At 67.5% G+C, this 21,554-nt stretch carries 15 protein-coding genes; 6 read left to right on the top strand and 9 right to left on the bottom strand.

Features of this window, described 5'->3' with window-relative positions:
• On the bottom strand, positions 1–960 hold the full coding sequence (locus AOZ07_RS17575; protein WP_084793336.1) for a carbohydrate ABC transporter permease: 960 nt from the start codon (positions 958–960) through the stop codon (positions 1–3).
• A 121-nt stretch (positions 961–1,081) separates the two neighbouring features.
• On the opposite strand from AOZ07_RS17575, the gene AOZ07_RS17570 reads away from it, so the two are divergent.
• The 3 genes from AOZ07_RS17570 (at position 1,082) to AOZ07_RS17560 (ending at position 6,731) form a co-directional block, all read left to right on the top strand.
• Complete coding sequence (locus AOZ07_RS17570; protein ID WP_060703166.1) at positions 1,082–2,122, top strand: LacI family DNA-binding transcriptional regulator; 1,041 nt, start codon at positions 1,082–1,084, stop codon at positions 2,120–2,122.
• Positions 2,123–2,325: 203 nt separating this feature from the next.
• On the top strand, positions 2,326–5,604 hold the full coding sequence (locus AOZ07_RS18340; RefSeq protein ID WP_194943716.1) for a glycoside hydrolase: 3,279 nt from the start codon (positions 2,326–2,328) through the stop codon (positions 5,602–5,604).
• A 158-nt stretch (positions 5,605–5,762) separates the two neighbouring features.
• Complete coding sequence (locus AOZ07_RS17560) at positions 5,763–6,731, top strand: ROK family protein (RefSeq protein ID WP_060703165.1); 969 nt, start codon at positions 5,763–5,765, stop codon at positions 6,729–6,731.
• A gap of 48 nt (positions 6,732–6,779) precedes the next feature.
• Here the strand turns inward: AOZ07_RS17560 and AOZ07_RS17555 are convergent, their stop codons facing one another.
• From AOZ07_RS17555 to AOZ07_RS17525, 7 genes are all read right to left on the bottom strand, one after another.
• On the bottom strand, positions 6,780–7,715 hold the full coding sequence (locus tag AOZ07_RS17555) for an N-acetylglucosamine kinase (RefSeq protein ID WP_060703164.1): 936 nt from the start codon (positions 7,713–7,715) through the stop codon (positions 6,780–6,782).
• 38 nt (positions 7,716–7,753) lie between these two features.
• Complete coding sequence (locus tag AOZ07_RS17550) at positions 7,754–10,288, bottom strand: glycoside hydrolase family 2 protein (protein ID WP_060703163.1); 2,535 nt, start codon at positions 10,286–10,288, stop codon at positions 7,754–7,756.
• Between the two features lie 10 nt (positions 10,289–10,298).
• Positions 10,299–11,210 carry an ABC transporter ATP-binding protein gene (locus AOZ07_RS17545; RefSeq protein ID WP_060703162.1) on the bottom strand — a complete coding sequence of 304 codons (912 nt, stop codon included), beginning with the start codon at positions 11,208–11,210 and terminating at the stop codon, positions 10,299–10,301.
• On the bottom strand, positions 11,207–12,106 hold the full coding sequence (locus AOZ07_RS17540) for an ABC transporter ATP-binding protein (protein WP_060703161.1): 900 nt from the start codon (positions 12,104–12,106) through the stop codon (positions 11,207–11,209). Before AOZ07_RS17540 ends, AOZ07_RS17545 begins: the two co-directional genes overlap by 4 nt.
• On the bottom strand, positions 12,103–13,116 hold the full coding sequence (locus AOZ07_RS17535) for an ABC transporter permease (RefSeq protein ID WP_098945527.1): 1,014 nt from the start codon (positions 13,114–13,116) through the stop codon (positions 12,103–12,105). Before AOZ07_RS17535 ends, AOZ07_RS17540 begins: the two co-directional genes overlap by 4 nt.
• A gap of 14 nt (positions 13,117–13,130) precedes the next feature.
• Entirely contained in the window at positions 13,131–14,120 is a 990-nt protein-coding gene (locus tag AOZ07_RS17530) for an ABC transporter permease (RefSeq protein WP_060703160.1), read from the bottom strand.
• 75 nt (positions 14,121–14,195) lie between these two features.
• Positions 14,196–15,908, bottom strand: a complete 1,713-nt coding sequence (locus AOZ07_RS17525; RefSeq protein WP_207758465.1) for an ABC transporter substrate-binding protein — start codon at positions 15,906–15,908, stop codon at positions 14,196–14,198.
• 176 nt (positions 15,909–16,084) lie between these two features.
• Between AOZ07_RS17525 and AOZ07_RS17520 the strand changes: the two genes are divergently transcribed.
• Positions 16,085–17,305, top strand: a complete 1,221-nt coding sequence (locus AOZ07_RS17520; RefSeq protein WP_060703159.1) for an ROK family transcriptional regulator — start codon at positions 16,085–16,087, stop codon at positions 17,303–17,305.
• A complete protein-coding gene (locus AOZ07_RS17515; protein ID WP_060703158.1) occupies positions 17,302–19,452 on the top strand; it encodes an alpha-galactosidase in 2,151 nt (716 codons plus the stop codon). Before AOZ07_RS17520 ends, AOZ07_RS17515 begins: the two co-directional genes overlap by 4 nt.
• Here the strand turns inward: AOZ07_RS17515 and AOZ07_RS18915 are convergent.
• A complete protein-coding gene (locus AOZ07_RS18915; protein WP_171918921.1) occupies positions 19,449–20,315 on the bottom strand; it encodes a LacI family DNA-binding transcriptional regulator in 867 nt (288 codons plus the stop codon). The two genes, AOZ07_RS17515 and AOZ07_RS18915, sit on opposite strands and share 4 nt — an antisense overlap.
• A 36-nt stretch (positions 20,316–20,351) precedes the next feature.
• Here AOZ07_RS18915 and AOZ07_RS18910 point away from each other — a divergent pair, with 36 nt between their 5' ends.
• Positions 20,352–21,554: an ROK family transcriptional regulator gene (locus AOZ07_RS18910; protein ID WP_075972534.1), complete on the top strand. Its 1,203-nt coding sequence runs from the start codon at positions 20,352–20,354 to the stop codon at positions 21,552–21,554.

Raw genomic sequence — 21,554 nt, 5'->3', positions numbered from 1 at the left:
TCAGGCTTCCTTCCGCATGCCGCGCAGCTGCACGGCGTAGGCGATCACCATGGTGATCACGCCCATGACGATGGCCACGGTGGCCGAGTAGTTCTGCTGCTGCCCGGCGAAGGACAGCGAATAGGCATAAAGGTTGGGGGTGTACGCGGAGGTGATGGAGTTGGGAGCCAGGGCTTGCAGGATGCTCGGCTCGTTGAACAGCTGGAAGCTGCCGATGATCGAGAAGATCGTGGCCACCACCAGGGCGCCGCGGATCGCGGGGATCTTGATGGACCCGATGACCCGCCACTGGCCGGCCCCGTCGATCGCCGCCGCCTCATACAGCGAGGAGGGGATCACGCGCAGCGCGGCGTAGAAGATCAGCATGTTGTAGCCGACGAACTCCCAGGTCACGATGTTGCCGATCGAGGCGAGGATGATCTGCGGTCCAAGCAGGTCGGGGATGCTCCAGCCGAAGAACTCGTTGATCTGGCCTACCAGCCCGAAGCGCGTCCCGTACATGAAGCCCCACATCAGGCTGGCGACCACGGCGGGAACCGCGTAGGGCAGGAAGACCGAGATCCGGAAGAAGTCGGATCCATAGAGCCGCCCGGAGTCCACGGCCAGGGCCACCAGCAAGGAGATGCCCAGCATGATCGGCACCTGGATGGCCAGGAACAAGGAGACGCGCAGCAGCCCGCCCCAGAAGACCGGGTCGCTGAAGGCGCGCAGGTAGTTGTCGAAGCCGACAAAGGAGGTGCCGCCGACCAATTGCGTATGGAACAGGCTGAGGTAGATCGAGTAGGCGATCGGGGCGATGAACACCAGCAGGAAGACGGCCATGAACGGGGCGAGGAACCCCCAGCCGGTCCACCGTGCGCGTGATGCGAAGCTGCGTTGCCTGCGTGGCGCCGGCGTGGTCCGGGCGCTGTGCGGGGTGCGGGGCGCGCGGGCCGGCGGCGACGTAATCGTATTGGTCATGCGGATCCTTAGTTCAGCTCATCCGCCGTCCGTTGACGGGCCGATGTTTACGTAAACATCCTAGGATGTGATTTGCGTTACGCCAACCCCCAAATTCTTTTTCGGCGGTAATCTGTCATTTATGACTAGTGGATATCCCCTTCGCGAAGGGCGGAAGCGCCATGTTTCCATGGCCGATGTGGCGCGTCGCGCCGGAGTGTCGGCCCAGACGGTGTCCCGGGTCTCCAACGGCTACCAGGGCGTGGTTCCGCAAACGCGGGAACTGGTGCTCAAGGCCATGGATGAGCTGGGATATCGGCCCAACAGCGCCGCCCGGGCGTTGAAGCTGGGATCCTTCCACACCATCGGCGTCATCACCTTTTCGCTGGAGACCCTCGGCAATCACCGGACCATCCAGGCGATTTCCGCCGCCGCGGCCGGGGCCGGGTATGCGGTGACGCTCATCCCGGTGGACCTGCCGACCCACGGCGGGGTGGAGCACGCCTTCGGGCGGCTGGAGGAGCTGGCGGTGGACGCGGTCGCCGTCATCGTCGAGGTCCACCTGCTGGACCGCGCCAAGGTGGTGCTGCCCCGGGGCGTGCCAACCGTCGTGGTCGACTCCGATGCCGGAGATGCCTACACCGTGGTGGATACCGACCAGGCCGATGGTGCGCGGCAGGCAACCCGCCACCTGCTCGAACTGGGTCATCGCAGCGTGCGGCACCTGGCCGGCCCGGAATCCTCCTATGCCGCCCAGCGGCGCGTGGACGGGTGGCGTGACACCCTGCTGGAAGCAGGGTGCGAGGCCAAGGAGGTGGTGCGCGGTGACTGGAGCGCCGAGTCCGGCTATGAAGCGGGCCGGATCCTGGTTGCCGACACCGAGTGCACCGCGGTGTTCTGCGCCAATGACCAGATGGCGCTGGGGCTCTACCGCGCGGCCGCCGAAGCCGGGCGGCGCATCCCCGAGGACCTGAGCGTGGTGGGCTTCGATGACTCGGCGGACACTCCCGCGTATTCGCCCCCGCTGACCACCATCCACCAGGATTTTGCCGAGGTCGGCCGGCGCAGCGTCGCGGCCATTTTGGAGCAATTGCGCACCGGCGAGCAGAAGCCGGGAACCTCCATTGTTCCCACGCGATTCGTCCAGCGCGCCAGCACCGCGGCTCCACGCGCCGGCAGCTGATGGCCGACTGAATTTTGTGCGCCCCGGGTTGCCCAGGGGGTTCACAAGTCGCGCGATTCCGACTATGTTTACGCTAACATCACGTCGATGCGTGGTGCCCGGCCGGCCGCCACATAGTCATTCGCACGATTCGAAAGGCAACTATGCCAAATCTGTCATGCCATGTAAGACGCGCCATCTCTGTCATCAGCAGCAGTGCTCTTGTGCTCGGAACCCTCAGCGCGGCAGTGCTGGGCGGCGCCGCGCCGGCCGCGGCGGAGGAAACCGGCGCCACGGTGCAGCTCAAGCCCAACCCCTCGTACCAGGGGCCCGAATTCCAAGGCTGGGGGACCAGCCTCGTCTGGTTCGCCAACGCCACCGGAGGCTACCCCGAGAAGGTGCGCCGGGACCTGTTCGACAAGGTCTTCGGCGCCGAAGGGCTGAACCTGAATATCGCCCGCTACAACATCGGTGGCGGCAACGCCACGGACGTGCCCGGCTACCTGCGCCCCGGCGGAGACGTCGAGGGCTGGTGGAACCCGGAGGCAGGAAAAGACGCCGGCATCACCTCCAGCTACGAGGACCGCGAGGCCTATGCCGCGGCCTGGGATCCCGAGGATCCGAACTCCTATGATTTTGATGCGGATGAGACCCAGCGCTGGTGGCTGGACGCACTGGCCGCTGAACGCGATGACGTGGTCTGGGAGGCCTTCAGCAATTCCCCGCCCTACTTCCTGACCCAAAGCGGCTTCGTCTCCGGCGGCATCGGCGACGGCAATGCCGAGCAGCTGGCGAAGGAGGACATCGACAAGTATGTTGCCTACCTGGCCACCGTTGTCCAGGAGCTCGAAGCCCGGCATGATGTGGATTTCTCCACGCTGGATCCGTTCAATGAACCGAACACCAACTACTGGTCCACCCGGCTGGGCGAGGACGGCTGGCCCACCAGCGCCAGCCGGCAGGAGGGCGCGCATATCGGGCCGGAAATGCAGAATCTGGTCACCAAGGCGCTGGCGAAAAAGCTGGAGGAATCCGGCACCGACGTGAAGATCTCGGCCATGGACGAGACCAACCCGGGCATCTTCGCCAAAAACTGGGAGAGCTACGACCAGCAGGCCCGCGACGCCGTATCCCAGCTGAACGTGCACACCTACGGGACCGGGGACCGGAGGGTGGTGCGCGACATCGCCAAGGCCGCGGACAAGCCGCTGTGGATGAGCGAGGTCGAAGGCGACTGGGACACCAGCGGCGGGCACAACCTGACCAATATCGACAACGGCATCGGCATGGCCGGGCGGATGATCGATGACCTGCGCGAGCTGGAACCGAACGCCTGGGTGTTCTGGCAGCCGGTGGAGGACCGCTACAACATGGAGCGCGTGGAGAACCTGAACTGGGGCAGCGTGCTGGTGGACTTCGACTGCAATGCCGAGGGCAATTCCCTTCGGCGCCTGGCCGACGGCGACGCGGATCCCTCGTGCTCGGTGGCCACCAACGCCAAGTACAACACCGTGCGCAATTTCACCCACTACATCCTGCCTGGCGATCACGTGATCCCCTCCGGAAGCAACCGCGCCACCGCCGCGCTGGATGCCGACGGCAAGGGCCTGGACGTGGTGCACATCAACCCGTCCGACCAGGCCGAAACCATCGAGCTGGATCTCTCGCTCTTCGGCAAGGTGCGCAAGAAGGCCAGCGTCACCCCGCATGTCACCACCGAGTCGCCGGCCGACGCCCCCGAACAGGGCGCCCTGGTGGCCGGCCAGGCCGTAGCAATCGACCCGGCCACGAAAAAGGCCGAAATCACCGTGCCGGCGAAGTCCGTCACCACGCTGAGCGTGAGCGGGGTATCGGGCATCGCCGATGAAGCCGCGCCGGTGCGCGACGGCGGGCGCTATACCCTGATCGGCGGGCAGTCGCAGCTCGCGCTGGCCGCTGGCGAGGGCGGGGCCACCATCGAGCAGCCCGCAACCACCGCCCAGGAAGCCGAGGCGCAAATCTGGACGGCCACCCGGCTGACTGGCGGGAGCAGCAACCGCGAGCGCATTGCGCTGACCGACGGCGCGGGCAGGACGCTGGGCGTGGATGACCAAGGAGCCACGCTCACGGTTGCCGGCGGCGAGCCGGCCACCGACCGGCGGCTGCAGTGGATCCCGACCACCACCGACGGATCCACCTGGTCGCTGGTCAACGCCTCCAACGGGTATGCGCTGGACGTGAATGGCGAATCCACCGAGCCCGGCGCGAGCGTCGGGACCTGGCGCTCCTCGGGCGGCGGCAACCAGCAGTGGGACCTGCGCAGCACCGAACCGGTGGGCGTGCAGCCCGAAGCGGTGCAAACCCTGCCCGGTGTCGAAGCCGAGTTGCCGGCGGAAATCACCCCGCTCTACGCTGGCGGAGCCGGTGCCCAGGTGCCCGTGGACTGGCAGGCCTCCGGCGTTGACTGGAACGCCGAGGGCACCTGGCACATCCCCGGGCGCGGCACGGATGTCTTCGGCAACGAGCTGAAGGCGGACCTGGCCATCGCCATCGGAAGCTTTAGCGCCACGGACCCGGTATCGGTGACCAGCTTTGCCGGCGCGCCAGCCGACCAGGTGATCTCCGCGCTTCCGGCGACCGTGCCCGCCCAGGTGGGCGCCGGGGCCCAGCGCTTCGACACCCCGGTCCGCTGGGACACCTCCGGGCTGAGCGCCGACGCATTATCCAGGACCGGCACCCTGGCCATCACCGGGCAGGCCGAATCGAATGATCCGGACGCTGCGCCGCTGGAGGCGCGGGCCGCGGTCATCCTCACCGCACCGGCGCTGGGCAACATCGCCCCGGAATCGACGCCCAGTGCCAGCTTCACCGAGCCCGGGTATTCGGCGGGTGCAACGATCAATGGCGACACCCGGGACAAGGCCTGGTCCAACTGGAAATCCGGTGACAAGAACGAGCAGGATACGCTCGGCTACGCGCTGGATGCGCCCACCGCTATCGAGCAGGTGGCCGTGCACTTCTACCGGGATGGCGGGCATGAATCCTGGGCCCAGTCGCTGAGCGTTCAAACGCGCACCGGCGGGGGCGACTGGGTTGCCGCTGGCGAAGATCTCCAGATCGATGCCCCGGATGGCGGGGCACCGGTGGCCACGGTGGACACCGGCGGCGTTGTTGCCGATGAGCTGCGCGTTGTGCTCACGGCCCGCGAGAATACCCACATGATCGTGGCCGAGGTGCAGATTCTTGCCGCGGCTCCCAGCCCTTCAAGCGAATCGAGCCTGGCGCGGCTGATGGTCGACGGTGTGGACGTGGCCGGGTTCGACCCCAAGGCCACCAGCTATGCGCTCGCCGGCGTGCGCGGAGGCAGCTTTCCGAAGCTGAGCGCCGTGGCCACGGATTCCGCGGCCGAGGTGGTGATCACCCAGGCCTCGCGGCCGGGCCGCACCGCCACCGTCGAGGTAAAGGCCGAAGACGGCACCAGCACCAAGTACGCCATCAAGTTCACGCCCGGGAAACCGGAGTAGGGGCCGCTGATCCGGCCACTAAGTGACGGCGCTGCGGGCGGCTACCCCAAGGGGCAGCCGCCCGCAGTTGCCCTGGCTTTCTTGAATGCCGGCAGTGCGTGGAGGGTGTCTGAAACAGCACAGGAGGACCACTGGCGTTTTCCGAGGGTCTAAGCTGGATGACTGTGAGTCCAGCTAATCTTTCCATCGGCGTTGACATCGGTGGCACCAAAATCCTTGCAGCTCTCGTGGATGAAGAGGGAAATGTCTACGGGCAGATCCACCGCGAGACACCCAACCACGATGTGGCCGGGACAGAACGGGCCCTGGCGGAGATGATCCGCGAGCTCTCCGAGGGCAACGACGAGATGCCGGTGGGCATCGGCGCCGCAGGCTGGATGGACCGCAAGGGAAAGAACGTCCTGTTCAGCCCGCACCTTTCGTGGCGCAATGAGCCGGTGCGTGATCGCCTGATGCAACTGGTGGGGCACGAAGTCACGCTCGTCAATGATGCTGACGCCGCCGGCTGGGCCGAACACCGTTTTGGCGCCGGACGCGGCGAAAGCGACATGGTCTGCCTGACCCTGGGCACCGGCATTGGCGGGGCAGTGATCCTCGGAGGCCAGATCCACCGCGGCAAATCAGGCATCGCCGGGGAATTCGGGCATCAGGTCATTGTTCCCGGTGGCCATCGGTGCGCCTGCGGCAACCGGGGCTGCTGGGAACAATACGCTTCGGGAAATGCCTTGGGCCGTGAAGGCGCAGAACTCGTGCGCAGCAAGTCGCCCGTGGCTTTCCGGCTGCGCGAAGCCGTCGGGGATAACCCCGAAGCCGTCACCGGAGCGGAAGTAACCCGCCTGGCAGCCCAGGGCGACCCGGCCTGCGAAGACCTCATTGCAGATATGGGTGGCTGGCTCGGCTTGGGCATCTCGAATCTGGTCTCGGTGCTGGATCCGGGCACCATTGTGATTGGCGGCGGCTTGGGCACCGCATCAAAGCAGCTGGTGGCCACCGCCGAAGAGACCTACCGCCGCACGCTCTCTGGCCGAGGCTACCGTCCTTTTGCGAAGATCTGCCAGGCCGAATTGGGTCCGTCCGCGGGGCTGATTGGCGCCGCGGACCTGGCCCGCTTCAACCTGAACGGATAAAAGGCCGCTCGTCCGGCTGGCACTGCCATGCCGGACGAGCAGCGAATTTCAGCGCATTGCCGAGGCGCTGCGCTGTGCATGCAGCACCTGCGAGGAGAGCGGATGCTCCCCGGGCAGACCCGGAAGCAGCGCCACCCCGTCCAGTGGCGTGCCACCGGCAGGCAGGATGCGTGCCTGCGGCCACTGCTGGAGCATTTTGCCGCGCAGCAATCCATCGACCATCTGGTTCGTTGCGATATTGCCGACCCAGCTGATCGCCGGAGCGCAGCCGGGGGCCCACCCGACGCGGCGCAGCCCGGTATCCAGCGAGTGGACCAGCTCATCGCAGGCCTGTTCCACGATTCGCCGCGCCACGGCATCGTGATCTGCCAGCTCGATGACCTTTCGAGCGTACGAGGCCACGAAGGCAACACGCTGTTCCATGGACTGGATCTGGATATAGGCGCTCTCCACATCCGGGAAGTCGGCCTGCAGCTCGGCGAGCAGCCGGGTGTCCTGCCCGCGGCCATCGTGCGCCCGCATGGCCGCTTCCAGCCCGCGGCGCCCGATCCAGTATCCGCTGCCGGCATCGCCGAGCAGGTGGCCCCACCCGTCGATGCGCGCAAATCCGGTGGGCCCGGTGGACAGGGCGACCACCCCGGTGCCCACGGCCACGCACGCCCCTGGCTGTTCCCCCAGGCAGGAGAGGTAGCCGGAGATCGAATCATGGGCCAGATGCACCGAACGCACCCCCAGGCCGGCGCATTCCTCCAGTATGCGCGCGGGGTCGATCGCTTCGGGCAGCAAGCCTGAATAGCCCGCCGCCACGCGGATTGGCCCGGCCTGCGGCCGCTGGCTCAGCGCGGTGCGGATGGCCCCGCTGATCTGCTGCTCCAGGGGCTCGCCGGTGCGCACCGGCGGCAGCACGCCGGTGGCATCGCCGATCCGGAAGCGGGTGGAGCTCTGGCCGCCGTCGATGGCCAGCAGGGGTAGTTCGGTACTCATGTGGTCGGCTTTCTGTGCGGGTGGGATGGGAGCGCGGGCTAGCGCTGGGTTGCGCCAGCGAGCGCGGAGCGGTGCGAGAGCTCGACGGCCCGCAGGTCATTGGCCGTGCGCAGCACGCTCGGGGAGAGCAGCTGCTGCGGATCCGCCAGCGGCGGGCAGTGCACCACGAAGCTGGCCTCGGCCCCGGCCGGCAAGCTGGCCAGGCCCTGTTCGACGCTGGCCTCGGGGTGCACGCGGTCCACGAGCAAGGTGGCATCCAGGGCCAGCGAAAGCGCGCTCACCCGCACCTCATAGCCATCGGCCAGCTCCCGGACCACTCCACGCAGCGGTGCCGGATCCAGGCTGAGCTCCACGTCGGGGGCGAAGAGGTGCACGGCATGCTCCTGGCCCACGGTGGCCACCAGCACCTCGTTGCGCACCTGGCCGGGGGCGCACAGCGCCGGGTCGATGGATACCGATTGCACCGATCGGGCAGGAACCAGCACCCGCTGTTCAACGCTGTGGCGCGGCTTGCCGTCGAACCCCTGCAGGGACAGCGACAAGGTTGAGGCCCACGGCTCGGCATGGTCGTTGACCAGGCTCAAGTGCAGCTGCCCGTCCCGCTCGCCGAAGGAGAGCATGCGCGGCGCATTGGCCAGGCGCAGCGCATGCCACAGCGGCTTGGGGCGCTCTTCGGAATCGACGGCGGCCCAGGAGGTCACCGGCCAGCAGTCGTTGAGCTGCCAGACAATGGCACCGGCGGTGCGCGGCCACCACGAGCGATAGTGCTCGATGGCGTAGCGCACGGCGCGGGCCTGGTTCAGCTGGGTGGCCCAATGCCAGTGCTCGAAGTCCGCGGGGACCCCCAGGTGCGCGGCGAGGCCGCGCTCCAGCTTGGCATTGCCGTCGTCGGCCTTCTGGTGCACCAGGAACACCGGGTCGCGGCTGGGGTCCGGCGACTGGGCGAGCGGTCCGCCATCGCTGTTGTGCACCCAATCGCCCAGGGTCCGCCAGGTCGGCGGCCCCTGGAAGCCGAATTCGGAGCAGAAACGGGGAATGTCGCTGCGGTACTGCAGATAGTCGATCCGGTTCCAGACCTCCCACTGGTGGTGGGTGCCGTGATCCGGGTGGTTGGGGTGCAGCTCGCTGGCCGCCCGGTGCGGGGTGTAGGGGCTGTTATCGCAGTATGGGCGGGTGGGGTCCAGCTCGGCCACGATCTCGCGCAGCATTTCGTGGGCGAAGTACCCGCCCCAGCTGCGCCCGTCAAGGGCCTGCTTCCACTCCCAGTCCTCATGGCCCCAGACATTCTCGTTGCCGCCGTTCCAGATGGCCAGGGACGGGTGCGGCATGAGCCGCACGACATTCTCCCGCGCCTCGGCGGCCAGCTCCTGGGTGAAGGGCTCCTCCTCGGGGTACGCGGCGCAGGCCAGCAGGAAGTCCTGCCAGACCAGCAGGCCCCGCTCGCTGCAGGCGGTGTAGAAGTCCTCGCTTTCGTAGATGCCGCCGCCCCAGACGCGCAGCAGATTCAGGTTGGCGCCCAGCGCTTGGTCCAACCGGCGTTCGATGCGCTCGCGGGTGATGCGGGTGAGCAGGTGGTCATCGGGAATCCAGTTGGCGCCCTTGATGAACACCGGCTGCCCGTTGACCTTGAGCAGGAAGGCGGTGCCGTGCTCGTCTTCGCTGGTGTCCAGCTCGATGGTGCGGAATCCCACGCGGCGCGCCCAGTGATCCAGCGGCTGGGTGCCCTCCGGTTCGCCCAGGGCGACCTGCAGCTCATGCAGCGGCTGCGCTCCGTAGCCGGCCGGCCACCACAGCGGTGCCTGGGGCACGGCCAGGGACAGTGTTGCCTGGCTGCTGTGCGCGGGGATGCGCACGGTGGCACTGGCACCCAGGATGCTGGCGGCCAGCTCCAGTTCGCCCGGCTCCTGCAGGCCCGAGCGTTGAACGTCCACCTGCACCTCGATCTGCCCGGTGCCCGCCGCGTCCACGGTGACCAGCGGGCGCACCTGGGCCAGCCGGGCCACCTTCCAGCGGTGCACCAGCACCGGCTTGTAGAGCCCGGCGGTGCGCAGATCCGGTCCCCAGTCCCAGCCGAAGCTGCAGGCCATTTTGCGGATGAAGTTGAAGGGCACGGGGTGGTAGGCGCTGGGGCGGTCGCCGAGCCGTTCGCGCTGCGCCTGGGCATAGGCCGTGGCCGAGGCCAGGGTGACCGCCAGCCGGCGGGGCTTCCCGTCGGCGTATTCGCGCACGTCGAAGCGGTAGCTGCGGTGCATATTCGCGGTGCGGCCCAGCTCCTGGCCCTCCAGGGCCACGGTGCCGATGGTATCGATGCCCTCGAAGACCAGGTCCACGCGTTCGCCCGCGTCCGCCGGATCCAGCTGCAGCACGCTCTGGTAGCGCCAGTCCATCTGGTGCATCCAGCTCAGCTTGGCCTCGTTGGCATCGAGGTAGGGGTCGGGGATCAGCCCGGCGCGCAGCAGGTCGGTGTGCACGCTGCCGGGCACTTCGGCGGGCAATCCCGCGGGCAGGTCGATGGCCGGCTGTCCGCCGGCGGCCTCCAGGCTCCAGCCTTCGGTCAATGGGTAGGTGTTCATCTAGCGGTTCCTAACGGTGAGCGGCGGGCAGCTGGGTCTCGGTGCGATCCAGCTGTTCCCAGCCGCCGGTGAAATGGTTGAAGCAATTCGTGTTGTCGATCCGGGCGCGGTCCACCCCGAGGCCGGTGTTCAGCACTTGGCCCACGCGTTCGGGGTCCGGGGCGGCCTGCGCCAGCAGCCGGGTGTAGTCGTGCTGCGGGTTCAGGATCACCTCGTCGGAGGGGCCGCGCTCGACAATCCGGCCCTTGTAGAGCACGAGGATCTCGTCGGAGAAGTGCCGTGCGGTGGCCAGGTCGTGGGTGATGTACAGCACCGCGAGCTGGTCTTCGCGCTGCAGCCGGGCCAGCAGGTTCAGCACCCCGAGGCGGATGGAGACATCCAGCATCGACACCGGCTCGTCGGCGATCAGCACCTGCGCGCCGGGGGCCAGCGCGCGGGCGATCGCCACCCGCTGGCGCTGCCCGCCGGAGAGCTCGTGGGGCCGCTTGGCGGCGATCTGCCCGGCCGGTTCCAGGTTCACCCGCTCCAGCATCTGCAGCACCCGCTGATAGGTTTGGCCCTTGCCGGCGGTGCGCTGGTGGATGCGCAATGGCCGGGCCAGGTGGTGCTCGATGCTGTGGAAGGGGTTCAGCGAGGCGAAGGGGTCCTGGAAGACCATCTGCAGATGCCGGCGATAGTGCGCGTCGGCAACCTGCCGCTGCTGCCCATCGAGCACCTCGATGCTCCCGGAGCTGGGTTTCTCCATGCGGGTGAGCAGCTTGGCGATGGTTGATTTGCCGGAGCCGGATTCGCCCACCAGGGCCACCGTCTTGCCCGGGGACAACTCGAAGCTGACCCGGTCCACGGCCCGCAGGGTGCGGCGCTTGAGCCCGCCGCGCAGCGTGTAGTCCTTGCTCAGATTCTCGACGCGAACGCTGGTCATGATTGCTCCTGGGGGTCATCGGCGGTGCCGCCGCGCACAAAGGCCCCGCGGTCCCCGCGCAGGCTCGGGAAGGAAGCCAGAAGCTTCCGGGTGTAGGGATGGGCGGCCTGCCGGTAGAGGGTGGCTGCCTGGTCCAGCTCGACGATTTCGCCGCGCAGCATCACCGCGATCCGGTCGCTGATCTCCAGCAGCAGCGGCAGGTCGTGGGTGATGAAGATGACTGCGAAGTCCAGCTCCTCGCGCAGCCGCACGATCTCGCGCAGGATATCGCGCTGCACCACCACATCCAGGGCGGTGGTCGGCTCGTCCATGATCATCACCTGGGGCTCGAGCAGCATCGCCATGGCGATCATCACGCGCTGGCGCATGCCCCCGGAGAGCTCATGCGGGAAGGAGCGCAGCCGGCCCGGGTCCACCCCCACGCGGGTGAGCACCTGCGCGCTGCGTTCCCGGCGGGCCGCCCGGGTCATTCCGGGGGCGTGGGCGCGCAGCGTGTCATCGAGCTGGGCGCCGATGCTGCGCACCGGATTCAGCGCGTTCATCGCGCCTTGGAAGACCATGGAGAGCTTTTGCCAGCGGAAGTCGCGCAGCTGGCTCTCGCCCAGGCCCAGCAGGTCCAGTTCCTGGCCGCTGCTGTCGTGGAAGAGAACCTGGCCCGAGGAAATCCGGGCCGGCGGCTGGTGCAGCCGATTGATGGCGTAGGCCAGAGTGGTCTTGCCGCAGCCCGATTCGCCGGCCAGCCCGAGGATTTCCCCGCGGCCCAGCTCGAAGGAGGCATTCTTGACGGCGGTGACCGGGTTCTGGGATTCGTAGACGACGCTCAGCCCGCGCACGCTGAGCACCGGCGGCTTGCCGGTGGCGCCCGCTTCGAGGCGTTCTGGGGATATTGTGCTCATCGGGCTGCTGCCTTCCGTGGTTGTGCGCCCGCCGCCCTGGCGGCTGCGCGCGAAAGTTTCCGTGCCTCGCGCACGCTCTTCAGCTTCGGGTTGATGATCTCGTCGATGGAGAAGTTCACCAGCGAGAGCCCCATGCCGAACAGCGCGATCATCAGGCCAGGAGGCAGGAACCACCACCAGGCGCCCAAGGGCAGGGCAAAGCCGTTCTGCGCGAAGTAGAGCATGGTGCCCAGCGTGGAGGAACTCGAAGCCCCCAGGCCCAGGAAGGACAGGCCCGCCTCGCCCAGGATGGCCGCGATCACCGCGAAGACGAACTGCGAGGCCAGCACGGGCAGCAGGTTCGGGAGGATCTCCACGACGATGACCCGCCAGGCGCGCTCGCCGGAGACCTTGGATGCCTGCACGTAGTCGCGGTTGCGCACCGAAAGGGTCTGCGCCCGCAGCACGCGGGCGGAGGCCGCCCAGCTGGTCAGTGCCAAGACCACCGCGATGGTCCACAGGCCGCGGCTTTCGCGCGGCACGAATCCGGAGATGACGATGACCAGGGGCAAGCCGGGGATCACCAGGAACACGTTGGAGAGCAGCGAGAAGCTTTCGTCGGCGAAACCGCCGAGGTAGGCCCCGTAGATGCCGAAGAAGGCCGAGAGCGCGGTGGCCAGCACGCCCACGATCAGCCCGATCTGCAGCGAGCCGCGGGTGGCGTAGGCCAGCTGTGCCAGCACATCCTGGCCGGTCTGGGTGGTGCCCAGCAGGTGCTCGGCTCCCGGGGAGCTCAGCCCGATATTGCTGATCGCGTTGGGGTCTTGCACGAAGAGCGGCGCGAGCAGGCCGAACAGCGCGATGCCCACGATCAGGCCCAGCCCGATGACCAGCCACGGGGTGGGAGAGGGCAGCAGCATCCGCCACGCGGCCTTGGGGGCCGTGGCGCGGCCCGCGGGTTCCGGCGCCGGGTCCCCTCCGGTGTCCGCCAGGATGCCGCTGGTGGTTTTGGTGTCGTTAAAAGGTGCCATGTCGGTTTCCATTCCTAGCCGCGGGCCCGGGTGCGCGGGTCGACCAGGCCATAGATCAGGTCGACCAGCAGGTTGGCCGCGAGCACCGCGACCGTGATGTAGAGGAACACGCCCTGCATCAGGGCGTAGTCGTTGTTGGTGACCGCTGCCAGCAGGCGCGAGCCGATGCCCGGATAGGAGAAGACCTGCTCGGTCACCACCGAACCGGAAACCACGAAGCCCAGCGAAATGGCGAAACCGGCCACGGAGGGCAGCACGGCATTGCGGGCGGCGTAGTTGCGCAGGATCCAGCGTTCGGGAAGCCCCTTGGCGCGGGCGGTCAGCACGTAGTCCTCGGAGAGCGTGGACACCATCATGTTGCGCATGCCCAGCAGCCAGCCTCCCAGGGCCGCGATGACAATGGTCAGTGCCGGCAGGACCGCATGCTCGATCGCGGAAAGCAGGAAGGGGCCATTGAATCCGGGGTCGAGCACCACGTCATAGCCTCCCTGCGCCGGGAAGAGGCCCAGCCCGCGGGAGAGCAGGTAGACCAGCACCAGGGCGAGCCAGAAGTAGGGGACCGCGGCCAGCAGCGTGGTGGCCGGGACCAGCGAGTCCAGCCAGGTCCCCGGGCGCCATCCGGCGAAGGTCCCCAGCAGGATGCCGATCCCGGCGGCCAGAATGGTCGAGACCCCCACCAGGATCACGGTCCACGGCATGGAGGCTCCGATGACCTCGGTGACCGGGGCCGGGAAGTAGCTCACCGAGACGCCGAGGTCGCCCTTGAAGAGGTTGCCCAGGTAGCCTGCATATTGCACGATCAGCGGCTGCGAATCATCGCCGCCGAGCAGGATCGAGTAGGCCTTGCGGGTTTCCTCGGTGACGCTGCCGCCGCGCTGCTGCAGCTTGGCCAGCAGGATATCCACGGGATCCCCCGGCAGCAGCCGGGGGATGATGAAGTTCAGGGTGAGCGCTGCCCAGAGGGCGATGGCGTAGAAGCCCAGTTTCCGGATTACATAGTTCACAATTGCACCTGTTGCCTTGAGTGGTTCGAAGGAATGTCCCGCGCCGGGGACCGGGGGTCCCCGGCGCCGGGGAAATCAGCCTTGGACCGGCTTCAGGGCCTTGAAGACCTGTGCGGCATCCAGGCGCGACCAGACGGCGGGGAAGGCGTAGGTGTCTTCTGCGGTGGGCCATCCGGTGAACTTGGCGGTGTTCCACACGCTGGTGGTGCCGCCGGTGAGCACCGGGATGTACGGCATGTCCGCGACGATCTGCTGCTGGATCACGTCGTACTGCTGCTGGCGGGCCGTGCTGTCTTCAAACGGGATGGTTTTCAGCGCGTTGATCGCCTTGTCGACGCTGTCGTTGGCGTAGCGGGAGTAGTTGTTGCCGGAGGTCTTGCCGACTTTCGCGGTGCTTTCCGAGGAGAAGAAGTAGTTGTACACGTAGTACGGGTCTGGGGCGGGACCTTGCCACAGCGAGTCGATGGCCAGCTCGAACTCGCCCTTGGTGCGCTTGTCGGTCCACTCGTTCCACGAGGACTGGGCGGCCTGGATCTGGATGCCAGCGGCCTTGGCCTGTTCGGTGATGGTCTGGATGGCGGTGATGTAGTCGGTCCAGCCGGTGACCACTTCAATGGTCAGCGAAAGCTTTTTGCCGGCCTTGGCGAAGATCCCATCGGCGCCCTTCTTCCAGCCGGCCTCCTCAAGCAGCGCGGCCGCGGCCTGCGGATCCGCGGTTTCCGGGGCAACCGCTGGCTGCACCTTCTGGGAGATCCATTGCGATTGGGTGTCGGGCAGCGCGAAGGATGGGGAGATCGGCGCGGCGGTGTTTTCGTACGCCAGGGTGTTGAGCTGGGTGCGATCCAGGGCCAGGTAGATGGCGCGGCGCACCGCAGGATCGGTTTGCGCCCCGGTGCAGCCCAGCTTGACGTTGGCGCAGGTGGCCAGCACCTGCTGGCTCTGGGCCACGGTCAGCTTGGCGTAGTCCGGGAAGTTCGTGGAGACGTTCTGGATGTCGGGGATCGGGCCGGTCTGCCAGTCGATGGTGCCCTGCGCAATGGCGTCGGCGCCGGCAGTGTTGCCGGACAGGGCCAGGTAGCGGATGTTTTTCAGTTCGGGTTCGCCGCCCCAGTAGGACGGGTTGGCTTTCAGCGTGAAGGCCTGCGGCTTGAAGTCGGCGAGGGTGTAGGCCCCGGTGCCGACCGGCTTTTCGATGACGTCCGTCTCCGGGTTCAGCTTGGCCCACAGGTGCTCCGGCACGATCACCGCCTGGGTCAGGATGTCCGGACCGGAGACGAAGGCGCTGTCCTTGAAGTTGAAGGTGATGTGGGTGTTATCCACGACCTTGACCTCGCCCTTGAACCCCAGGCTGTTCAACGCGGGGTGCTTCTTGAGCAAGTTGAAGGTGAAGGCCACATCATCGGCGGTGAAAGGCTCCCCGTCGCTCCACGTCACGCCCTCGCGCAGGGTCACCGAGAGCGCGGTGCCATCCTCGTTCCATGAGGATTCCGTGCCCAGCAAGGGTTCGGGCTTGGCGTCTTTTGCGGCCTTGTTCAGGTAGAACAGCGGTTCGAAGATGGTGCCCGGGCCTGCGATCTGGGAAGGCGAGAAGGGGTTGAAGTTGATCTGGTAGTCACCGGCCTGGCCGGTGTAGGCCACCAGGGTGGCGTCCGCGGCGTCGGCCTTCGGCTGGCCGGATCCGGCGGAGGAGCAGCCGCTGAGAGCCAGGGAGAGAATGCTGGCGCCAGCCGCAAGGGCGAGCATGCCGCGATGGCGCCGCAAGGTGCCCGGTTGCGAGGAGGGGAACATGGAGTGTCGCTTTCATCGGATCGGCCCTGAGCGCCGATGTGGTTGATTCTGTGTCGCAAATCACGACTCATTAAGAAGTTAGGTGATTAAATTAAGTTGGTCAAGATAATATGGAAGAGAAGTTCATAGTGTGACGCAGAACAAGGCGAGGGCCAGCAAGGAGGTGCAAGGCAGCGATGCAGCGCAACAGCGTTCCGCCGACCAACCGGGAAAGACTGCTTGACCTGCTGCGAGTGTCCGGAACCAGCAGCCGGATTGACCTCGTGGAGGCGACCGGGCTCACTGCCGGGACCATCAGCAATCTGGTGCGGGTGCTCGTGGAAGAAGGCCTGGTCGAGGAGACCGGGCGTGCCGCGTCCCGTGGCGGGCAGCCGCGCCGGATGCTCCAGCTGCGTGCTGATTCGCGCTGCGCGGTGGGTGTCCACTTCGAGCGCGGCGGCATCGAGCTGGTGCTCACGGATTTCACTGGCCGGACCATTGGCGCATCGCGCGTGGATTCCGATCAGCGCCTCGCCCCTGCCCGGCAGCTGGAAGCCGTTGGCACCAGGATCCTGGCCATGGCCGATGCCTGCGGGATCGCGCCGCACCGCGTGCTGGGCATCGGGCTGGTCGCTGAAGGGCCGCTCGACGTGCCCAGCGGCACGCTGCTGGCCAAGGAGGCGGATGCGCGCTGGCAGGGCCAGCCAATTGCCGGGCTGCTCGAGCGCCAGGCGGGTTTCCCGGTGCGCCTGTTGCCAGTGGGCACAGCAGCCGCCCTGGCCGAGCGGGTGCTTGATGGCGGACGCCGGCAGCCCTTCGGCGTGATCTATCTGGCCAGTTCCATCGCGGCCGGGGTGGTGCATGAAGGACAGGTGTTCCGCGGGGCAGATGCGCGCCCGGTGGAATTGGGCCACATCACCGTGGACTTCAACGGGCCGCCGTGCCCCTGCGGCAATCGCGGATGCCTGTCCCAATACAGCTCAGGTGCCGCATTGGCGCAGCGTGCCGCGAGCCTGCCCGGCCTGGCCGAAGCACTGGGAGGCGGGGCTGGCAATCCGATGGCCGATGTCCAGGCCATCGCCGAGCAGGCAACGCGCGGCCATCCCCAGGCCCGCGCGCTATGGAAGGAAGCGGCCCGCGGGCTGGGGCATGCCGCGGTGAGCCTGGTCAACCTCTTCGGGCTCGAAACCGTGGTGCTGGCCGGCCCGGCGCTGGCCGGAGCCGGGGACCTGCTGCTCGCCGAGGTGCGCTCGATCGTGCAGGCCAGCTCCTGCCACCGGGCATTGAGCCCGGTGCACGTTGAACGATCAAGGCACGGCCCGCTGTCTGCCGCCATCGGCGGCGCCTTGCAGGTGCTCTGCGCCAGCGATGGAACCAGAACCCAAGAACCAACCCACCGAATGATGGAGAGATCATGACCCAGGAGTACAAGGAATTCACCGTCTTGAGCCGCGATGGGGCCAGCCTCATCCTGCACCACCGACCCGCAGGACTGCCTGAGGTCGTGCACTGGGGCGCCGAGACCGGCGAGCTGGCAGAAGCGGAGCTTCGCGCCCTGGTGGCCGCCGGGGCACGCCAGGAGGAGCGGGGCACCGTTGATGCCATCTGGCAGCCGAACCTGCTGCCCACCCAGGGCGACGGCTGGGCCGGCCGGCCGGCGCTGCTGGCCACGCGTGCCGGGGCGCCGATCTTCCCCCGGTGGATCACCCGGGAAATCACCGTTGACGGCTGCAAGCTGCGCATTGAAAGCCACGACGCCGCCAACCAGCTGGCGATGCGCAGCGAACTGGAACTGCTGGCCGGAGGGGTGCTCACGCTCAGCCATGAACTGGTCAACGAGGGAAGCGGCGAAGTTGAGGTGCAGCATCTGGAGTGCGTTCTGCCGATTCCCAAGAACGCTGACCACCTGAGCATGTTCAGCGGCCGCTGGACCCGTGAAAAGGCGCCGCAAACCATCCAGATGCCGCGCGGCGCGGTGGTCCGGCAAACTCGGCGCGGCCGTGGCGGGCACGATGCGCCCTATCTGCAGATCGCCTCGGCGGGGGTGCCGCAGGAGCGTGCCGGCGAGCTGTGGGCCGTGCATCTGGGCTGGAGCGCGGACTGCACCTATCGCACGGACCGGATGAGCGAAGCACTGACCCTGATCGGCGCCGGAGAGCTGTTGCAGCCAGCAGAAATGCGGCTGGGCGCCGGTGGCGCCTACCGCACCCCGAAGGCCTGGTTCGGCTATTCGGGGCAGGGGCTGGACGGGCTGAGCGCAGGATTTCACACCGCCCTGCGCGCCCGGGAACAGCACCCCAGCACGCCAAGGCCGCTGGTGCTCAACACCTGGGAAGCCGTGTACTTCGATCATCAGCCGCAGACCCTGATGCGCCTGGCGGAATTGGCCGCGCAGGTCGGGGTGGAGCGCTTCGTGCTCGATGACGGGTGGTTCATGGCCCGCCGCGACGACACCAAGGGGCTGGGGGACTGGGAGGTGGACCGCGCTGTCTGGCCCGACGGGCTGGGTCCGCTGGCGGCCCTGGTCCATGAGCTGGGCATGGAATTCGGGCTCTGGTTCGAACCCGAAATGGTCAATCCCGACTCCGATCTGGCGCGCAATCACCCCGACTGGATGCTGCACAATGCCCAGCATGTGCACAACCCGCCAGCGGGGCTGTCCTGGCGCTCGCAGCATGTCCTGGATCTGGCCAACCCGCACGCCTACGCGCATGTGCGCCAGCAGATGGGCGCGCTGATCCAGGAGCTCGGCATCGATTTCATCAAATGGGATCACAATCGCGACCTGATCGAATCGCTGCACGGGCAGCGTCCGGGAACCCACGAGCACACGCAGGCAGCCTACCGGTTGATCCGCGAGCTGAAGCAGGAGCACCCAGGGCTGGAAATCGAATCCTGTTCCAGCGGCGGGGCGCGCACGGACCTGGGCATCCTGGAATACGCGGACCGGGTGTGGGCCTCGGATTCCAACGACGCGATTGAACGGCAGGACATCCAGCGGTGGACCCAATTGCTCCTGCCCCCGGAGCTGGTGGGAGGCCATATCGGCCCGGCCACCTCGCATAGTTCCGGGCGGACCCTGGACCTGTCCTTCCGGGCTGCCACGAGCCTGATGGGCTCGGCCGGTTTCGAATGGAATCTGCTCGAATGCAATGAGCAGGAACTGCAGCAGGCGCGCGACTTCGCCGAGCTCTACAAGGAGGTGCGCGGGTTGCTGCACACCGGTGTGCCGGTCCACGCGCAGCTGCTGGATCCGGCGCTTCGCGTGAGCGGCGTGGTGGCCCAGGACGGCAGCGCAGGGTTGTGGACCATAGCCACGGTGGCCACCTTGGAGGAGGCGCTGCCCGAACGGATCCGGCTGCATGGCCTGAAACCGCACTCCCGCTACCGGGTTCGCGTCCGCGAGGAGCTGGGGAAGGCGGAATTCGGCTGGATCACCCCGCAGTGGATCGCCCAGGGCGATCTGGTGCTGCCCGGGAGGCTGCTGGAAATCCACGGGCTGCAAATCCCGCTGCTCTGGCCCGGCCAGGCGCTGATCGTCCAGGTGGAGGAGGTGCCCGCCTAGGCTTTGGCGGGCGGTGCTGCCGTGCTGCCGCGCACCACAATTCGCGCGGTCGGCACGTGCACCACCGTCTGCAGGTCCCCGGCATGGGTGCGCAGCAGCACCTGGGCCAGGCGCTGCCCCAATTCGAAGACATCCAGGCTGACGACCGAAATCGGCGGTTCGGCCAGGCGCGCGTCGGGCGAATCATCCCAGGCCAAGATGGAAAGATCCTGCGGGATGCGCAGTCCGAGCTCGCGCGCGGCAGCCAGGCCGCCCACCGCCATGAGGGTGTCATCAAAGATGATCGCGCTGGGACGAGGGTCCGCGCCCAGCAGCTCGCGGATGCGCTGGGCCCCGGAGCCCGGAGAGTAGCTGCCTTCCAGGCTGGTGCCAGCAACCCCGAAACGCGCCAGGGCCTCGCCGAATGCCCGGGTGCGTGCCTGGGTGTGGTGCAGCTGGGCCGGGCCGGAGACCCGTCCAAGCCGCTGGTGGCCCAGGCCGGCCAGGTGCTCCACAGCCATCAGCATGGCGCCGGAGTTATCCACCTCCACCAGGGAGACCCCCTCGATGTGCGGTCCGCCCAGGACCACCACCGGCAGGCCCAGCTCGCGGCAGCGCAGCACGCGTTCATCGTTTTCGGCGATATCGGCAATGATCACGGCGTTGAGCATGCCGCTGCTGGCCCAGTCCCGGTAGGCGGCCAGCTCTTCGGCGGCAGAGCCGAAGCGGCGCAGCAGCACCGAGGCATCATGCTGGTCCAGGGCCTGCTCCAGGCCAAGGAGCAGCTCCTCGAAAAATGGATCAGGGTCGTGGGGCCCGTTTTTCATCTGCACCGCCAGGGCGAAGCGGGGTCCGGGCGGAGTGCGCGCAGCGACGTTGTCCATGTGCAAAGTATCGCATCGAACCGGCATACTTGGCACATGAGCAACGTTCTTCCACCATCACCGGCCCAGTCCAGTCGAGTCCTCGTCTTGGATCGGGTTCGTGCGGAGGGACCGGTCAGCCGCGTCGAGCTGGCTGGGCATACTGGGCTGACCCAGGCTTCCATTTCCAACCTGGTCAAGACCCTGCTTGCCGAGGGCCTGCTGGTGGAAACCGGAGAACGAACCTATACCGGGGCCAAGGGAAAGCCCCGTGTGCTGCTGGGCCTGAATCCGCAGGCGCGCTACAGCATCGGCGTGCAGCTGGGCGCCGACTGGATCGTCATGGTGCTCACCGATGCGGCGGGCACGGTGATGGCCCGAACGCGCATGCGCGGAGCGCGATCCACCGCGCCGGTGCGGGTGGTTTCGGCCGTCGCCACGCAGATCGAGGCGCTGCTCGCGCTCTCCGGGGTCGACCGGCAGCTGGTGGCAGGCATCGGACTGGCGGTGCCGGGGATCATCGATTTGCAGACCGGGGCGATTCTCTCCTCGGCAAGCCTGCCGCTATGGGAGCTTTTTGCGGTCCGCGAGGCGTTGCAAAAGGCCACCGGGCTGCTGACCCTGGTCGACAATGTGGCTACCGCCGCGGTCATGGGCGACTACTGGAGCGGCGCGATTCCAGAGGCCAGCGCGCACTGCACCCTGTATATGGGGGCCAGCATCAATACCGGGCTGCTCATTGACGGGACGGTGTACCGCGGGGCGAGTTCCAATACCGGGCTGTTGGGGCGGGCGAGCTTCGAACGCGCCGCCGGCGAACGGGCCACCGTGGAGGAAGTGGCTGGCCCGCGGGCCGTGGCCGCCCGTGCCCGGCAGGAGCTGGCGGCGGGCCGCCAGACCATTGCGGTCCTCGATGACCCAGCCAATCCCTTTGCGGATTTTGCGGCGATTGCCAGCGCGGCGGTGCATGGGGACTCGCTGGCCCTGGAGCTGATCGAAGAGTCGGCACAGCATATTGCCACCGTGGTGGTGGCCATGGTCAACATCCTCGACCTGGATTCGGTGACGTTGGCGGGCCCCTCGCTGAGTACCGCCGGATCCCTGTATTTAACGCAGATCCGGGACCGCATCAGTGCCGAGGCCTTGAGCGCGCCGAAACATGATGTGACGGTGCGGCTCTCGGCCCAGGTGACTGATGCGGCCTCGGTGGGTGCCGCGGCCCTGATGCTGCAGCACAGCCTGGCCAAGCCTGCAGGCTAG

This window comes from Glutamicibacter halophytocola (assembly GCF_001302565.1).
GTDB classification, from domain to species: Bacteria; Actinomycetota; Actinomycetes; order Actinomycetales; family Micrococcaceae; genus Glutamicibacter; species Glutamicibacter halophytocola.
The sequence above is the reverse complement of the archived record's forward strand: the minus strand, read 5'-3'. Positions and strand labels throughout refer to the sequence as shown.

Excerpts from the sequence above, each read along its gene's own strand:
- AOZ07_RS17540 (WP_060703161.1), bottom strand. The coding sequence starts at position 12,106 with ATGAGCACAATATCCCCAGAACGCCTCGAAGCGGGCGCCACCGGCAAG.
- AOZ07_RS17545 (WP_060703162.1), bottom strand. The coding sequence starts at position 11,210 with ATGACCAGCGTTCGCGTCGAGAATCTGAGCAAGGACTACACGCTGCGC.
- AOZ07_RS18910 (WP_075972534.1), top strand. The coding sequence starts at position 20,352 with ATGAGCAACGTTCTTCCACCATCACCGGCCCAGTCCAGTCGAGTCCTC.
- AOZ07_RS17520 (WP_060703159.1), top strand. The coding sequence starts at position 16,085 with ATGCAGCGCAACAGCGTTCCGCCGACCAACCGGGAAAGACTGCTTGAC.
- AOZ07_RS18915 (WP_171918921.1), bottom strand. The coding sequence starts at position 20,315 with ATGGACAACGTCGCTGCGCGCACTCCGCCCGGACCCCGCTTCGCCCTG.
- AOZ07_RS17560 (WP_060703165.1), top strand. The coding sequence starts at position 5,763 with ATGACTGTGAGTCCAGCTAATCTTTCCATCGGCGTTGACATCGGTGGC.
- AOZ07_RS17575 (WP_084793336.1), bottom strand. The coding sequence starts at position 960 with ATGACCAATACGATTACGTCGCCGCCGGCCCGCGCGCCCCGCACCCCG.
- AOZ07_RS17525 (WP_207758465.1), bottom strand. The coding sequence starts at position 15,908 with ATGTTCCCCTCCTCGCAACCGGGCACCTTGCGGCGCCATCGCGGCATG.
- AOZ07_RS17555 (WP_060703164.1), bottom strand. The coding sequence starts at position 7,715 with ATGAGTACCGAACTACCCCTGCTGGCCATCGACGGCGGCCAGAGCTCC.
- AOZ07_RS17570 (WP_060703166.1), top strand. The coding sequence starts at position 1,082 with ATGACTAGTGGATATCCCCTTCGCGAAGGGCGGAAGCGCCATGTTTCC.
- AOZ07_RS17515 (WP_060703158.1), top strand. The coding sequence starts at position 17,302 with ATGACCCAGGAGTACAAGGAATTCACCGTCTTGAGCCGCGATGGGGCC.
- AOZ07_RS17535 (WP_098945527.1), bottom strand. The coding sequence starts at position 13,116 with ATGGCACCTTTTAACGACACCAAAACCACCAGCGGCATCCTGGCGGAC.
- AOZ07_RS17550 (WP_060703163.1), bottom strand. The coding sequence starts at position 10,288 with ATGAACACCTACCCATTGACCGAAGGCTGGAGCCTGGAGGCCGCCGGC.